This is a genomic window from Lutibacter agarilyticus (genome assembly GCF_900188235.1).
Lineage (GTDB): Bacteria > Bacteroidota > Bacteroidia > Flavobacteriales > Flavobacteriaceae > Lutibacter > Lutibacter agarilyticus.
This window is the reverse complement of the sequence record NZ_FZNT01000005.1, coordinates 267,618-283,867: the sequence shown is the minus strand read 5'-3', so window position 1 is coordinate 283,867 and position 16,250 is coordinate 267,618. Positions and strand designations below refer to the sequence as shown.

The 16,250-nt window shown below is 32.3% G+C and carries 13 protein-coding genes; 5 read left to right on the top strand and 8 right to left on the bottom strand.

The genetic code is table 11. The features are described 5' to 3' along the window. The 4 genes from CHB67_RS10630 to CHB67_RS10615 form a co-directional block, all read left to right on the top strand. Nucleotides 1-4,349: tandem-95 repeat protein (locus CHB67_RS10630; protein WP_141119703.1), on the top strand; the 4,349-nt coding region annotated here is incomplete at its 5' end. Nucleotides 4,350-4,415: 66 nt separating this feature from the next. After that, nucleotides 4,416-5,318 carry a PorP/SprF family type IX secretion system membrane protein gene (locus CHB67_RS10625; protein ID WP_089381752.1) on the top strand — a complete coding sequence of 301 codons (903 nt, stop codon included), beginning with the start codon at nt 4,416-4,418 and terminating at the stop codon, nt 5,316-5,318. A 21-nt stretch (nt 5,319-5,339) separates the two neighbouring features. Continuing rightward, nucleotides 5,340-6,956 carry an OmpA family protein gene (locus CHB67_RS10620; protein ID WP_089381751.1) on the top strand — a complete coding sequence of 539 codons (1,617 nt, stop codon included), beginning with the start codon at nt 5,340-5,342 and terminating at the stop codon, nt 6,954-6,956. A 111-nt stretch (nt 6,957-7,067) separates the two neighbouring features. Next, a complete protein-coding gene (locus CHB67_RS10615; protein ID WP_089381750.1) occupies nt 7,068-8,168 on the top strand; it encodes an OmpA family protein in 1,101 nt (366 codons plus the stop codon). A 54-nt stretch (nt 8,169-8,222) separates the two neighbouring features. On the opposite strand, the gene sufD is transcribed toward CHB67_RS10615, so the two are convergent. From sufD to CHB67_RS10595, 4 genes are all read right to left on the bottom strand, one after another. Next, nucleotides 8,223-9,545, bottom strand: coding sequence for a Fe-S cluster assembly protein SufD (gene sufD, locus CHB67_RS10610; protein ID WP_089381749.1), 1,323 nt, complete (start codon nt 9,543-9,545; stop codon nt 8,223-8,225). A 6-nt stretch (nt 9,546-9,551) separates the two neighbouring features. Then, nucleotides 9,552-10,289 (bottom strand): Fe-S cluster assembly ATPase SufC, encoded by a 738-nt coding sequence (gene sufC / locus CHB67_RS10605; protein WP_089381748.1) that lies wholly within the window; start codon nt 10,287-10,289, stop codon nt 9,552-9,554. Nucleotides 10,290-10,301: 12 nt separating this feature from the next. Further along, nucleotides 10,302-11,750: a Fe-S cluster assembly protein SufB gene (sufB, locus tag CHB67_RS10600; RefSeq protein WP_089381747.1), complete on the bottom strand. Its 1,449-nt coding sequence runs from the start codon at nt 11,748-11,750 to the stop codon at nt 10,302-10,304. 174 nt (nt 11,751-11,924) lie between these two features. Next, nucleotides 11,925-12,254 carry a HesB/IscA family protein gene (locus CHB67_RS10595; protein WP_089381746.1) on the bottom strand — a complete coding sequence of 110 codons (330 nt, stop codon included), beginning with the start codon at nt 12,252-12,254 and terminating at the stop codon, nt 11,925-11,927. Between the two features lie 144 nt (nt 12,255-12,398). On the opposite strand from CHB67_RS10595, the gene thiL reads away from it, so the two are divergent. After that, the gene (gene thiL, locus CHB67_RS10590; protein ID WP_089381745.1) at nt 12,399-13,445 is read left to right on the top strand and encodes a thiamine-phosphate kinase; all 1,047 of its coding nucleotides are present in this window, start codon (nt 12,399-12,401) and stop codon (nt 13,443-13,445) included. A gap of 2 nt (nt 13,446-13,447) precedes the next feature. Here thiL and CHB67_RS10585 read toward each other — a convergent pair whose 3' ends face one another. The 4 genes from CHB67_RS10585 to CHB67_RS10570 all read right to left on the bottom strand — a co-directional run bounded on the left by CHB67_RS10585 (nt 13,448) and on the right by CHB67_RS10570 (nt 16,159). After that, complete coding sequence (locus CHB67_RS10585) at nt 13,448-13,963, bottom strand: DUF4251 domain-containing protein (protein WP_089381744.1); 516 nt, start codon at nt 13,961-13,963, stop codon at nt 13,448-13,450. Nucleotides 13,964-14,024: 61 nt separating this feature from the next. Next, nucleotides 14,025-14,699 (bottom strand): YiiX/YebB-like N1pC/P60 family cysteine hydrolase, encoded by a 675-nt coding sequence (locus CHB67_RS10580; protein ID WP_089381743.1) that lies wholly within the window; start codon nt 14,697-14,699, stop codon nt 14,025-14,027. Then, the gene (locus tag CHB67_RS10575; RefSeq protein ID WP_089381742.1) at nt 14,683-15,477 is read right to left on the bottom strand and encodes an alpha/beta fold hydrolase; all 795 of its coding nucleotides are present in this window, start codon (nt 15,475-15,477) and stop codon (nt 14,683-14,685) included. Before CHB67_RS10575 ends, CHB67_RS10580 begins: the two co-directional genes overlap by 17 nt. Nucleotides 15,478-15,502: 25 nt before the next feature. After that, nucleotides 15,503-16,159, bottom strand: coding sequence for a hypothetical protein (locus CHB67_RS10570; protein ID WP_089381741.1), 657 nt, complete (start codon nt 16,157-16,159; stop codon nt 15,503-15,505). Between the last annotated feature and the right edge of the window lie 91 nt (nt 16,160-16,250).

Sequence of the window (16,250 nt, the reverse complement as noted above, 5' to 3'; positions counted from 1 at the left end):
TTCAACCAGCGGTAGTGAATTGTTGGGATAATTTTGTATTCAACACAACAACTTGTTCTTGGGAAAACACAGGAGTTCAAGATGTTCAACCAGCGATAGTGAATTGTTGGGATAATTTTGTATTCAACACAACGACTTGTTCTTGGGAGAATGATCCAATAAATGATATTGATAGTGATGGTATTTGTGATAATGTAGACAACTGTTCAAGTATTTCAAATCCATTACAAGAAGATGCAGATGCAGATGGATTAGGTGATGTTTGTGACTCTGATGATGATAATGATGGTAATCCAGATAGTAGTGATCCAAATCCATTTGTTCCTACTGCATTCGATGACAACATGAATGTTCTTGGAGGAATACCAACTACTTATGATATAATTAATAATGATGATTTTTCAGATAATTTAGACATAAATAATACAGGTATAATCGCAATAACTCAAATTGGAGCTACTGCAGCAGGTTCAGTTATATTTGATGAAAACACAGGTGAAATATCTTATACTTCAGTAGCAGGAGAAGAGGGTACAACAGTAACAGTAAATTATCAAGTTTGTAACATAAATTTGACACCTAATGTTTGTTCTTCAGCCACCGTTTATATAACTATAGTGGTTACACCAGTGAACGATGGGCCAGTCGCAGTAGACGATGCAATCAATGCTACAGAAGATACGTTATTTACATCAACAGTAGACTTAGATTCAAATGACACCGATTTAGATGGAGATGCCTTAAGTGTAACAGCAGGGACATTTACCACAGCACAAGGCGGAACAATTGTTATTGCAACAGATGGTTCTTATGCGTATACCCCAGCTACAAACTTTAATGGAACAGATAGTGTTGATTACATAGTAACAGATGGAAACCTTACGGATATGGGTACATTAACCATTACGGTAGCTTCTCAAAACGATGGACCAGTCGCAGTAGACGATGCAATCAATGCTACAGAAGATACGTTATTTACATCAACAGTAGACTTAGATTCAAATGACACCGATTTAGATGGAGATGCCTTAAGTGTAACAGCAGGAACATTTACCACAGCACAAGGCGGAACAATTGTTATTGCAACAGATGGTTCTTATGCGTATACCCCAGCTACAAACTTTAATGGAACAGATAGTGTTGATTACATAGTAACAGATGGAAACCTTACGGATATGGGTACATTAACCATTACGGTAGCTTCTCAAAACGATGGGCCAGTCGCAGTAGACGATGCAATCAATGCGACAGAAGATACGTTATTTACATCAACAGTAGACTTAGATTTAAATGACACCGATTTAGATGGAGATGCCTTAAGTGTAATAGCAGGAACATTTACCACCGTACAAGGCGGAACAATTGTTATTGCAACAGACGGTTCTTATACGTATACCCCAGAGGTGAACTATACTGGACCAGACATTGTTGATTATACGGTTACTGATGGCTTTTTAATCGATACAGGAACCTTAAACATTACGGTCAACCCCTTGAATGATGCACTTGTAGCAGAAAATGATGTTATCAGTGGTATAGATGGACTAAACGGAGGAACAGCTATTATAAATGCTTTTGATAACGATACATTTGAAAATGTCGCTGTAAATTCTAATGACATTACTCTAACAATTGTTAATGCTGATCCAACAGGTTATGTCACATTAAATCCAAACGGTTCCGTTGATGTTTTAGATGGAACCCCTGCGGGAAACTACAGTATAACTTATAGTATTTGTGAAAATGCAAATATGAGTAATTGTGATACAGCTATGGTGACTGTGAATGTGATATGTAATTCAACTAAGATATCAGGTGTTGTAATGAATATTGGTACAAATACGCCTTTGGCAAATGTACCGGTAACATTGATACCAAATAATGGAACGGCAGGACCAACATTATTGATGGTAACAGGGGCTGATGGATATTATAACTTTACAGGGTTTATTCCTGGGAATTATATTGTACAGGTTCAGGATGCAAATTTAAATACAGCGTATGACTTGTATAATGTAAATTCAAGTTTAGGTTTCTATGATATTGAAAATTGTGATTACGTAGTTAATAACTTTACGTATGATGCCTCAGATCTTCCTGTTCTTGGAAATTTTGTTTGGTATGATGTAAATAACAACGGAATACAAGATGAATGGTTTGATGCTAATAATGACGGGGTGGTAACTCAAAATATTCCAAATGCGAATGGTTCTATAGATTATAGTACTTGGGAATGGATTGATTTTAACGGAGATGGAAGTTATGAAGGGGCTAATAATGAAGGAGAATTAAATGCAGCAGGATTTGGCAGTACAACAACAAGTGTTCCTAACATATATGTAACCGGGCCAAATGGTTTTTCAAAAGAAATTATAGTTGGTATTCAAGGATATTGGCGTACTAGAGGTGAATTAAATGAATGGGGTGAATATGAAGTGCGATTTGATTTTGAAGCAGGTATTGTAGCTGCTGCCAATTTAATGAGAGAAAGTGGATTGGTAAAAGTATTACCTACAGCAGTGTTAGCTAAATCAGGGAAAGTTGTTGAAGCTAAAACATATTCAGTTTGTGGTGTGACAACGGATGATATTAAACTAGCGCAATTAACAGCAACAGAATCAGTTGATAACACATTAGATTTTGGTTTGGTTTGCCAAGTGTTTAATTCGGCTCCAATTGCGAATACAGATGCAATTACAGCCAATGAGGACACGATTATTACCATTGATATAATAGGCAATGACACGGATGAAGATGGTTCTGTAGATATAGCAACAGTTGATTTAGATCCTACAACTCCAGGAATTCAAACAACTTGGAATGTTGAGAATGAAGGGACTTATACGGTGAGTCCACTAGGAGTAGTAACATTTACTCCAGTAGCTGATTTTAATGGAATTGTGACACCTGTTGAATATGTTGTGAATGACAATGAAGGATTAACCTCTAACATTGCTAACATAATGATTACGGTAAGTCCGGTAAATGATTCACCAGTCGCAGTAGATGATGTTGCTGAAGCTGTTGAAAATGTTCCTTTTTTAGGTGGTTTATTGTTGAACGATAGTGATATAGACGGAGATATACTAGTGATAAATACATTACCAATAACTCTTCCAACTAATGGTACAGTAGTTATCAATCCTGACGGCACATATATTTACACGCCAAGCCTTGATTTTGTTGGAACAGATAGTTTTGTATATGAGGTTTGTGATGATACTATTACTCCTATTTGTACAACAGCGAATGTGACAATTACAGTACTTTCTGATAATGAAGGTGATGGTATTGCTGATATTTATGATATTGATGATGACAATGATGGAAATCCTGATGTCACAGATCCTAATGTATTAAAAATAGTTGTTGAGAATGATAATGGTATAATCATGTTTAATGAAACAGGGATTATTGATGTTTTATTAAACGATGATTATTTGCCAAGTACTAATACAACTTTAATCCAAATAGGTGGAAATGCACTTGGAGTTGTGAGTTTTGATTCTTTAACAGGTGAAATGACCTATACACCAAACCCTTCCGAAGCAGGTAAAACAGTAATAGTTGAATATGAAGTTTGTTACATAGCAACTATTGGTGATTCAGCACCAGGAACTTGTCAAACTGCACAAGTAAATATTACTATTCCTGAGGCATCAGATTTAATGTTAAATAAACAAGTGAATAACGATAGTCCAATATCAGGAGAGAATGTAATTTTTACCATTACTTTAACTAATAATGGCCCAAGTAACGCTACAGGTGTTGAAGTAACAGATTTGTTACCTTCAGGATATTCATTTGTAAGTGCATCAGTAACTAACGGAATTTATGATGAATATAGCGGTTTGTGGGATGTTGGAAGTGTTGTAAGTGGAGAAGAAGAAATTTTAACAGTTACGACTAGAGTGAATTCATATGGGGATTGGTTAAATGTTGCAGAAGTAACAGCTGCAAATGAATATGATCCTGATTCAACTCCTGGAAATGGAGATCTTAATGAAGATGACATGGCGAGTGTTATTACAAAACCTCAAGTTTTATTAGTGATTTCTGAAGAGTTTACACCAAATGGAGATGGTATTAATGATGTATTTGAAGTTAGAAATTTACAGGTCTTATATTCAGATTTTAGTATGGGAATTGTGAATAGGTGGGGTAATAAAGTATATGAATATAAACATAATGGGAACTCAACAACAATACCGGATTGGTGGGATGGATATTCAGATGGACGATGGAATATTGGTGCTGGTGAACTACCAGTAGGAACTTATTTCTATACAATTTATTTTAACGATAGAGAAAGAAAACCGCAAACAGGTTGGGTCTATTTAAAACGATAAAAAATTATCTGGAGATATAATATTAAACAATGCTATCTCCTAAACTATATTATTTAAATGAAGTTTATGAAACAAATAAAATTACTTTTAGGAATTTTAGCTTTAATGTCTGCAACAACCATTTTTGGACAGCAAGATGCACAATATACCCAGTATATGTACAATATGGTGGTTATCAACCCAGCGTATGCAGGATCTAAAGGAGTTCCAGCTATTGGCTTGTTAGGTAGAACACAATGGGTAGGAGTTGAAGGTGCCCCAAAAACAGCGACACTTTCATTCAATTCACCTATAGGAAAAGCTACAGGGCTAGGTCTTTCTGTAATTTATGATGAGATAGGTCCTGTAAAGGAAAGTAATGTGTATGCAGATTTTTCGTATACTATTTTCACAAGTGAAGAAGGTCGTTTGGCATTTGGACTAAAAGCGGGAGTTAGTCTTTTAGATATAGGTTATTTAGATACCGTTGATCCAGATCCATTAAACGAACCTATCAATCAAGCTTCTCCTAATTTTGGAGCAGGTGTATATTATTATACAAATAAATTTTATGCTGGTTTTTCAGTACCAAATTTTTTAGAGACACGACATTTAGAAAGTGGTAATGGGTATGTTAGCACAGCTTCAGAAAAGATGCATTATTTTTTAACTGCGGGGTATGTGTTTGACTTGTCAGAAAATTTATTATTGAAGCCTTCAACAATGTTTAAAGCAACTTCAGGGGCACCTTTATCAGTTGATCTTTCATTAAACTTATTGGTAAATCAAATGTTTGAAGTGGGTATGTCGTACCGATTTGATGATTCTATCAGTGGTATGGTTGGTTTCCAAGTAAACGATGATTTTAGAATTGGGTATGCTTATGATTACACAACTAGCAATTTTGGTGATTTTAATTCAGGATCGCACGAGATTATAATGTTGTTTGAATTTAATAGAAAAAATTTAAAGAGTCCAAGATTCTTTTAAATAAAACCAGAGAAACTAGATATGAAAAAATTTACCATACTATTATTATTGTTCTGTATAAGTTTATTAAGAGCACAAGGATTACAAAATACAACTAAAGAGGTTACATTAAAAGGGAATTATACTATAAAAAATATAGCTGTAAACACTAAATACCAAGATTATGGTGTTTCGTATGCAGGTGATAGTACTGTGATATTTACTTCCTCAAGAAAAAGTAAAACGATAAAAAATAGAGTATGGAAAGGTAATGATCAACCTTTTTTACAATTGTATAAAGGAGTGTGTAGTGAAGATGGTGAGATTTCGGAGGTAACACTTTTTTCGAAAAAAGTAAATTCAAAATTTCATGATGCTGATGTTACTTTCTCTAAAGATTTAAAAACGATATATTTTACTAGAAATAACTATTTAAACAAAAAGTTTAAAAAAGATACATTAAATAGGAACCTAAATCAGTTATACAAAGCCAAAATAAAAAATAAAGATGATTGGGAAGTAAAACAAATGCCTTTTAATAATGATAATTACCAAACCGGTCATCCAGTATTAAATGCTGCAGAAGATAAGTTATACTTCATTTCTGATATGTTAGGCGGTTATGGTGAAACAGATATTTATGTAGTAGATATTTTGAATGACAGTACATACAGTGCGCCAAGAAATTTAGGTCCAAATGTAAATACTCAAGGAAAAGAAATGTTTCCTTTTGTAGATGAAAATGATGTGTTATATTTCTCATCAAATGGTTACGTTGACGGTAAAGGAGGGTTAGATATTTACGTGGCCCCTATTCAGCATGGAGAAGTTGTTAAAAAAGCACAAAACATAGGTGAGCCTTTAAACAGTAATAAAGATGATTTTAGTTTTGTACAAAAACCAAATACCAATCTAGGTTATTTTTCATCCAATAGAGATGGAGGTAATGGTGACGATGATATCTACTCATTTGTAGAATTAACGCCTTTAACTTTTAAATGTAATCAGCTGGTACAAGGTGTAATTAGAGATAAAAATACAAACGAATTATTGCCAGGAGCTTTGGTTGAATTATTTGATCATCAAGGAGTTTTGTTAGAAAGTAAAATAACCGATGCTAATGCAACTTTCAGTTTTAACTTAAACTGTGAAACTAATTATAAATTGGTAGGTTCAGAAAAAGATTATACAATTGATGATGAGGAAATTAGTACTTCAAATGTATACAATTCAGAATTTAAAGTAGATTTAAATTTAGCAATAAGTGAATTTGTTTATGTTAGAGATTCGTTAATGATAAAGATTAATCCACTATATTTTGATTTAAACAAATCATATATACGTTCAGATGCAGCTGTTGAGTTAGAAAAAGTAGTTGCAATAATGAGGAAATATCCTGAAATTAAAATTCAATTGAATTCTCATACCGATAGTAGAGCTCCAGATGCCTATAACTTAAAACTGTCTAACCGTAGAGCAAAATCATCTATTGATTGGATTATCAAAAAAGGTATTGATCCTTCAAGAATCACAGGGCAAGGTTATGGAGAAACGCAATTAGTTAATAAATGTTCTAATGATGTTCCTTGTACAGAAGCAGAACATCAATTAAATAGAAGAACAGAATTTGTGATTGTAAATCCAGAAGCTATTAAGTAAAAGCTCTTGTAAAATTGGTAAAAATACTCACTTAAAGCTAAGCTCAATATTTAGTTTTTAAGTGAGTATTTTTTTGTAAATTGTATGAAGTTTCACCACAACTAGTTTCATTTGAAATTTACCACAAAAATAGGTTGTTTAATTATTATTGCTTTATTTTTTTACGGAAATAAATTAGTAGCTCAAGGTTATGAATTAGTGACTATTACGGGGGTTATTTCAGGTAATGAAACTAACAATGCATTATTTAAAGCCTACTCTAAAACCATTCCATCTTTAGCTTACATAAAAGCACAAAGAATAGATGGGCCGCAAAATGGTTTGTTTACACAAAGTGATGATAATATAAGGTATACATCTATTTCGAAGGCTAAAGGAATTCCGGCAAATCTTAGCCGAATTAGATTTACATTTTTACAAGCAGATAAAATAACACCTATTGAGCCCGCAAATTTTAGATTTGGAATTAATGATATTGATGGCCCAAACAATGAAGCGTTGGCTACTAATTGCAATGAAAATTTAAGGTTTTTAGGAACAGCAAATCCTACAAATTTAATTGTTGTTAATATGCCTCCAACTATTATTGCAGTTGGGGCTATTGAAGAAAGTGAAGGTCCAACAAGTAGAGTAATGTTTGAGTTTGATAATGTATCGGTAATTGAGTTAGATAATTATGCCAACGACGGCTATTTAAAGGATTTTGATATGAATGATGATTACCATATCACAAAACCTGTGTTAGTTAGGTGTAAAGGGTATTCAAGTAGTATATATACAGAGCTTGACACCATAAATTCAAAAGAAGAGCCTAGCGAATTTAAAAGTGAAAGAAACTTATTAATGGTAAATACACCTCCAATTTATTTTGATAAAGATAAATTTGAGATTAAAAAGGCGGCCGAAGAAGCCTTAAATAAAGTATTGCATTTACTAAATAAATACCCCAATCTCATTATTGAAATAGGTTCACATACCGATTCTAGAGCTAGTGACACCTATAATTTAGAGCTTTCAGACAATAGAGCAAAAGCGACTATAGGTTGGTTTGTAAGCAAAGGAATTAAGCCTTCAAGAGTCTTTGGAAAAGGCTATGGCGAAACTCAATTAGTAAATAAATGTTCTAATGGAGTTGAGTGTAAAGATTCCGAACATCAATTAAACAGAAGAACAGAATTTGTAATTGTAAATCCAGAAGTTTTAAAACATTAAATCATAAAAAATGTCGCAATTAGCGACATTTTTTATGATTTAATTTGAAGTGTTTTATAATTCAAAACCTAAATTAACACCCAGATTTTTGGCAATTAATTTAGTAATTCGTGTTTTTAATTGTGGAATTTTAATTTTTTCAACTACGTCATTTCCAAAGGCAAATAATAATAAAGCTTTGGCCTCTTTTTTAGGAATACCACGTGATTGCATATAGAATAACGCACTTTCATCCAATTGCCCAATAGTACAACCGTGAGAACACTTTACATCATCAGCAAAAATTTCTAATTGTGGTTTTGCATTGATAGTTGCTCCATCACTAATTAAAATAGTGTTATTTTGTTGAAAAGCGTTGGTTTTTTGCGCTGCTTGTTGTACCAATACCTTTCCGTTAAATACACCGGTTGATTTATCATCATAAATACCCTTATACAACTCGTGGCTTTCACAATTTGGATATTTATGGTTTACTAAGGTGTGATTATCTACGTGCTGCTTATCGTGTAAAATTGAAATTCCATTCAAATTTGAAGTAATATGTTCACCTTCATGATAAAACTCTAAATTATTTCTTGTCATTTTTCCACCAAAAGAATAGGTATGAACCGACGCTACACTTTGTTGTTTTTGCGAAACAAAGGTACTATCAATCATAGATGAATCTTTAGTGTCATCTTGAATTTTATAAAAATCAACAATTGCTCTTTTATGAACAAAAATCTCAGTTACCGAGTTTGTTAACGTTGTGTTTTTTGAAAGATTTTGATGACGTTCAATAATTTGAACATGTGAATTTTCACCAACAACAACCAAATTTCTTGGCTGAAGCATTACTTCGCTTTCTTTTCCTGTAGAAAAGTTTAATATTTGAATTGGCTTTTGAACAATCGTATTTTTTGGAATGTTTATAAAAGCACCTTCTTTGGTAAATGCAGTATTTAATTCCGTTAAACTATTGTTGTCTTTTGCAATGGTGTTGAAATAATTGTCAACAATCATTTTATACTTTGGACGTGTTAAAGCTGAAGATAATACACAAACATCACAGTCGTCATGAGTGGTACTCGATAAAAATGAATTGAAAACACCGTCAATAAAAATAAGGGTGTATGATTCAATATCATTTAATATGTATTCTTTAATATCTTTAAATCCAATAGACGTATCTGTAGAGGGAAATAGGCCTAAATCTTTTTTTAAAATAGATTTTAAGCTTGTATATTTCCATTCTTCATCTTTTTTAGTAGGAAAACCTCTCTTTTCAAAATTTTGAATAGCTTGTAATCTTGTAGCATGTGTTTTAGAATCTAAATCTAATCCACCTTTGTTTTCAAAAGCTAAAAATGAAGCAACTAATTTTTCTTTTAATTCCATAGTATTTTATTTCAACCAGTCGTACCCTTTTGCTTCTAATTCTAATGCCAATTCTTTTCCTCCAGATTTTACAATTTTACCATTGTATAAAACATGTACAAAATCAGGTACAATATAATCTAACAAACGTTGGTAATGCGTAATAACAAGTACAGCGTTGTCGTTGCTTTTTAATTTGTTTACACCATTGGCAACAATTTTTAACGCGTCAATATCTAGTCCAGAATCAGTTTCATCTAGAATGGCTAATTTAGGTTCTAACATGGCCATTTGAAAAATCTCATTTCGTTTTTTTTCACCACCTGAAAAACCTTCGTTTAATGAACGTGATAAAAACTTACGATCAATTTCTAATAAATCTGCTTTTTCACGAATTAACTTCAACATATCCTTAGCAGGTAAATCTTCTAAACCTTTTGCTTTTCTAGTTTCGTTAATGGCCGTTTTAATAAAGTTTGTAACGGTAACTCCAGGGATTTCAACAGGATATTGGAAAGATAAAAAGATACCTTTATGTGCTCTTTCTTCTGGAGCTAAATCTTCCAAATCTTCACCGTTTAAAATAACGGAACCTTCGGTAACATCAAATTCTTCTTTTCCTGCAATAACTGCTGAAAGCGTGCTTTTTCCAGAACCATTTGGTCCCATTATAGCATGAACTTCACCTGGTTTAATATCAAGATTTATTCCTTTTAAAATCTCCTTATCGTTAATACTTGCGTGTAAATTTTTTACTTCTAACATTCTTTATATTTTTTATCCTACGGATCCTTCTAAACTAATTTCTAATAATTTTTGTGCTTCAACAGCAAATTCCATTGGTAATTTATTTAGTACTTCTTTACTAAACCCATTTACAATTAATGCAATTGCTTTTTCAGTATTTATACCACGTTGATTACAATAAAATAGTTGGTCTTCACCAATTTTACTTGTAGTTGCTTCGTGTTCAATTTGAGCAGTTTTGTTTTTTACTTCAATATATGGAAACGTATGAGCTCCACATAAATCTCCCATTAATAATGAATCACATTGTGAGAAGTTACGAGCGTTTGTTGCTCTTGGTCCAATTTGAACCAAACCTCGATAAGAGTTTTGTGAATGCCCAGCCGATACACCTTTTGAAATAATGGTACTTTTGGTATTTTTACCTAAGTGAATCATTTTGGTACCTGTATCTGCTTGTTGAAAATTGTTAGTTACTGCTATTGAGTAAAATTCACCAACAGAGTTATCTCCTTTTAAAATACAACTTGGGTATTTCCAAGTTACTGCACTACCAGTTTCAACTTGTGTCCAAGAAATTTTTGCATTCTTTTCGCACAAACCACGTTTGGTTACAAAATTGTAGACTCCACCTTTTCCTTCAGCATCTCCAGGGAACCAGTTTTGTACCGTTGAATATTTTATTTCAGCGTCATCTAAAGCAATTAATTCTACAACGGCAGCGTGTAATTGATTTTCATCACGAGCAGGAGCAGTACAACCTTCTAAATAACTCACAAAACTTCCTTCATCAGCAATTACGAGCGTACGCTCAAATTGTCCTGTACCACCTTCATTAATTCTAAAATAGGTTGAAAGTTCCATAGGGCAAGTAACGCCTTTTGGAATGTAACAGAAAGATCCATCAGAAAACACGGCTGAATTTAAAGCTGCATAAAAGTTATCGGTAGTTGGAACAATTGTTCCTAAATATTTTTTTACCAATTCAGGGTGTTCTTGAATTGCTTCTGAAATTGGCATAAAAATTATGCCTTTTTCATTCAATGTTTTTTTGAAAGTAGTTGCCACTGAAACAGAGTCAATAACAATATCAACTGCCACATTTGATAAACGCTTTTGCTCATCAATTGAGATACCTAGTTTTTCAAAAGTTTTTAATAATTCTGGGTCAACTTGGTCTAAGCTATCTAATTGTTTTTTTTGAACTGGTGCGGAGTAATAACTTATTCCTTGAAAATCAGGTTTTTCATAATTCACATTTGCCCAGTCTGGCTCTTTCATTTCTTTCCAAACCTTAAAGGCTTCTAAACGCCATAGGGTCATCCAATCTGGTTCGTTTTTCTTTTTAGAAATTGCAATTACAACTTCTTCACTTAAACCTACAGGAAATTTATCAGCTTCAATATCAGTATAAAATCCGTACTCGTACTCTTTGGTTTCGAGTTCTTTTTTTAAATCGTCTTCAGTAAATTTGTTCATAAATTTTATTTAATGATTGAATGTTTAATGATGAAATAGTTCAATCAATTTTACGCTTTCTTAAAATAATTAATAAAAATAGGTAATAGTTAAGAAATATCCTTAATTATTTTCAATAAAAAACAATAGCATTTTAACCTATTATTGTGCTAATTAAGATGTTTCGATCTTAATTTATAATGAAAATGATTCTCCACAGCCACAAGTTCTTGTAGCGTTAGGGTTGTTAAAAACAAATCCGGTACCATTCAATCCTCCAGAATATTCTAACGTAGTTCCTACTAGGTATAAAAAGCTTTTTTTATCTACAATAATTTTTACACCATTGTCTTCAAATACCTTATCATCGTCTTGGTTTTCTTTGTCGAAATTTAAATCATATGAAAGTCCAGAGCATCCACCGCTTTTAACCCCAACTCTTACAAAATCTACCTCAGGATTAAAACCATCGTCTTTCATCAGCTCTACCACCTTCTTTTTTGCTATGTCTGATACTTTTATCATAATTTCTTATATAGATTAATTCTAAATTACCGCAAATATAAGTACAAAAATTCATTTTAACATAGGTTTTAATATGAATATATTTAATAGTACTATAGTTGTAACTTATATAAATGTTTAAAGGAAACGTATTATCTTTGCAAAATGATAGAAGATAAAAACCAATCACGTACTAGTATTTCGGAATTAGGAGAATTTAAGTTGATAGACCATTTAACTCAAAATTTTAAAATAAAGCATACTTCAACCGTAAAAGGAGTTGGAGATGATGCTGCTGTTTTAGCTATCAATGCTAAGCAACAACTGGTAACTACCGATTTGTTAATTGAAGGTGTACATTTTGATTTAAGTTATATGCCATTAAAACATTTAGGATATAAAGCGGTAATGGTTAATTTATCTGATGTGTATGCAATGAATGGTAAAGCTTCACAAATAACAGTGTCTATTGCAATTTCAAATCGTTTTCCTTTAGAAGCGGTAGAAGAGTTGTATGAAGGTATTTATTTGGCATGTAAAGGGTATAATATTGATTTGGTTGGTGGTGACACAACATCATCTGTTACAGGTTTGGTGATTAGTATTACCGCAATTGGCGAGGTTGAAAAAGAAAATGTAGTGTATAGAAATACTGCAAAACCTAACGATTTGTTAGTTGTTACAGGCGATTTAGGTGCGGCATATTTAGGGTTGCAAGTGTTAGAGCGCGAAAAGCAAGTGTTTGAAGTAAATCCAAATTCACAGCCCGATTTATCGGAATATTCTTATTTAATTGAGCGTCAGTTAAAACCTGAAGCGAGAAAGGATATGGTAAAATTATTAAGTGATTTAGAAGTGAAACCTACAGCTATGATTGATATTTCTGATGGTTTGTCTTCTGAAATTTTACATATTTGTACGCAATCAAAAGTAGGATGTAATTTGTACGAAGAAAAAATTCCATTAGACCCACAAGTAATTTCAGCCTGTGAAGAATTTGAATTAAACAGTACTACAATTGCATTAAGTGGAGGTGAAGATTATGAATTGTTGTTCACTATTTCACAAGAAGATTTTCCTAAAATTAAAGGAAATCCACATTTAACTGTTATAGGTCATATCACCGACGAAAGTTTAGGTGCCAATTTAGTAACCAGAGCAGGACAACAAATTAAACTAACTGCACAAGGTTGGAATTCATTAAAACAATAAGTTTATTTAGCTTCTTTTTTTTCTAAAGCTATTGTTTTACCAGAATAGTTCATAACACTTCGGTTATTACTAGTAATGGTAATTGAAGTGTTTCCACCTGCAAAAACGCGAACAATAACATCATAATAGTCGCTTTCACCTTTTACTTTAAATTTTATAGAAACCTCCTGTTTTTTATCATTAAAAGTAACGGTGTAATTTTCTAATTCGTTTTTAAATTCAATTCCACCGCCGTTATAGGCAGATCCTGAAAAGCCAGTACCAAAAAATGGTAAATAACCATCGCCGGTAGTATTGTCAATCTTCATATAAGTAGGATTTGACATTAAATTAATGCGTCTTCCTTTGCTAGATGTAGCCCATTCACCAGTAAACTCGTATTGTTTAGAATTTATTAATTCTTTTGTGCTAATATATTCTTCTTGTTTTTTTGCTGCTTTTAGCTCCTTTTTAGTTTGAGCTATGGATGGACTCACAAAAAAAAGAGTCATTAATAAAAGTAAAAATAATTTATTCATAATTCTATTTTTAAAGACATAAATATAACAAAAAATGTGCCAACATTTTTAAAGATGCAAATTACCTTAATTGCTCTTTTTTTAAGAAATCATAAACAAGCACAATATTTGGTGAAACAGACATTCCATTAGGATTTAAACCGAGTTCACCTTCAGGAATTTCATGATTTAATTCGGCGTAATAATTTAGCCAAAACGTTAGCGTTTCATTGGTTTTAGGATCTTTAAAAGTCATTGGATTTAACTTAAAAGGAATGTTGTTAGGGTTTGAGTAGTGAAACATTTCATACAATAATTCTGAACAATAATAGCTATTGTCTCCAATTATATAAATAGCATCATAAGGTAATCCAATTAAAGATTTTCCGTGTTCAATAGCTTTACTTAGCATAGGTTTAAATTCGGGTTTTAACTCTCCAACAACTACTTTTGGTTTGCCTTTAATCAGGTTTCGATTTAAAAAAACTTCAATATCAGTCAATTGAACTCCAGTTGAAATTGCCTCTAAAACTTTTAAGGTATCCTGTTGTTTAACTACAATGCCAACGTGGGTAAAATTATACGCTAAATTTGTTTTAGTTACTTTTTCAATGGCGTTGTCAATGGCGTCTTTATCTAAATCTTGAAAAAGTATGTCGCCTTCTTTAAACTCAAAATTACTGGAATTACATCCTATTGTTAATATTAGAATTAAAACGAATTTACAAACAGCTAAAAATTTATTTTTTAAAAGCATTTTTTATGAATTTTTGAAATGCGAAAATAAGCTCGTTGGTATTTTCAAAATGACTCATATGTCCGTCAGGAAATTCTGCAACTTCAACCTTGGTGTTCTCTGTTTGAGCAACTAACGAAGCGTAATTCAATGCAGGATCTTGTTTACCAATAATTAACTGAATTGGAAATGTTGCTGAGTTGTAAATTGAAGTTAAGTCTTCTCTAATTTTCATACCTTCTAAGGCTGCAATTATTCCTTGTGGTGAAATTTTTAAAGCCTCATTAGTAATTGTAGTTATTTCTGAAGAAAAAACGGTTCTATTTCCTTCGGAAAACAACATTGGAATGGCTATTCTAACAAAGGTTTTATGGTTTTGTTTCACAGCTACTATGGCTCTGTCTCTGTTTGTTTTTTTCTCTTCATTATCAGGTAAAGCAGTTGAATTCATTAAAGAAATTCCTTTCATATTTTCTGGAAACAGCTTTGCAAATGCCAAGGCAATATACCCACCCATACTATGACCAATTAAAATATATTTTCTAAGTTTTAAGTGATTTAGTACTGCTTTTACCATTTCAGCTTGCGCTTCCATAGTATGTATATATCCTAAATTTTCTGTTTCACCATGACCTAACAAATCAATACAAACAACCCTATATTTTTTTGAAAGTGCTTCTGAAATTGACTTCCACATAGTGCTATTTTCTAAAAAACCGTGCAACAATACCACAGATTTTCCTTGCCCTTTATCTTCATAATGGATGTTGATATTCTTGTAGGTGAGAAAACTAGACATACAATAAATAGTAAATTAAAAGTGCTTAATTTTTCAATCCTTTAATGGCTGAAAAAGCTTTGTCAACTACATCGTCTTCAACTAAAATAGTAAATTCGTTGGTTGTTGAAACCACTTCATATAAGGCAATACCTTCCCAAGCAAGTCGTTTAAAAAATTGATAATACAACCCGGCAATTTTGGTATTTTCCTTCGGAAGACCAATAGTAATTGCAGATAAATGATCTTGGACTGAAGTACAAATTTCAGTTTTGTAATTTTCTTCAATATGTTTTGTTAATCCTGTGGTAATTAGAATGTTACTTTCGTGAACACCGCGTGTAAATGTGTAAAAAATATGCGGATCATCCTTGATTATTTCTAGCGTTTTTAAATGTGCTTGTACTAAACTTGAAGAGTTTTTATACGTGTAGTCAGAAAGATCTGATCGTACGGTAATATCTCCTAAATTTTCAAGTACTTTGTTTAGTTTTACTTTGTTGCCCATTTCTTTTGGTGGGCTATAGCGTCTCAAAGCCATCATAATTGCTCCTGATTTTACAGGTTTACGAAGCATTTTTGAAATGGGGTCTCTCAATTCTTCTGAAAGCGCACTATAATTTAAAATATTACGCGTTAATGCGTCTTCTAAAAAAGGTTGCGAAACTAAAATTTCTTCAACACAGGTTGCTATAGTTCTCATATTGTTAAATAGTTAACAGTTTGTGCAAAATTAGTATATAATTTTTAAATAAATACAATAAGTTGAAAAACATTTTAAATTTGTATTCTAA

What these genes read in the sequence shown, in the direction of transcription:
- CHB67_RS10625 (WP_089381752.1), top strand. Translation starts at nt 4,416, where the DNA reads ATGAAACAAATAAAATTACTTTTAGGAATTTTAGCTTTAATGTCTGCA.
- CHB67_RS10620 (WP_089381751.1), top strand. Translation starts at nt 5,340, where the DNA reads ATGAAAAAATTTACCATACTATTATTATTGTTCTGTATAAGTTTATTA.
- sufD (WP_089381749.1), bottom strand. Translation starts at nt 9,545, where the DNA reads ATGGAATTAAAAGAAAAATTAGTTGCTTCATTTTTAGCTTTTGAAAAC.
- sufC (WP_089381748.1), bottom strand. Translation starts at nt 10,289, where the DNA reads ATGTTAGAAGTAAAAAATTTACACGCAAGTATTAACGATAAGGAGATT.
- sufB (WP_089381747.1), bottom strand. Translation starts at nt 11,750, where the DNA reads ATGAACAAATTTACTGAAGACGATTTAAAAAAAGAACTCGAAACCAAA.
- CHB67_RS10595 (WP_089381746.1), bottom strand. Translation starts at nt 12,254, where the DNA reads ATGATAAAAGTATCAGACATAGCAAAAAAGAAGGTGGTAGAGCTGATG.
- thiL (WP_089381745.1), top strand. Translation starts at nt 12,399, where the DNA reads ATGATAGAAGATAAAAACCAATCACGTACTAGTATTTCGGAATTAGGA.
- CHB67_RS10585 (WP_089381744.1), bottom strand. Translation starts at nt 13,963, where the DNA reads ATGAATAAATTATTTTTACTTTTATTAATGACTCTTTTTTTTGTGAGT.
- CHB67_RS10580 (WP_089381743.1), bottom strand. Translation starts at nt 14,699, where the DNA reads ATGCTTTTAAAAAATAAATTTTTAGCTGTTTGTAAATTCGTTTTAATT.
- CHB67_RS10575 (WP_089381742.1), bottom strand. Translation starts at nt 15,477, where the DNA reads ATGTCTAGTTTTCTCACCTACAAGAATATCAACATCCATTATGAAGAT.
- CHB67_RS10570 (WP_089381741.1), bottom strand. Translation starts at nt 16,159, where the DNA reads ATGAGAACTATAGCAACCTGTGTTGAAGAAATTTTAGTTTCGCAACCT.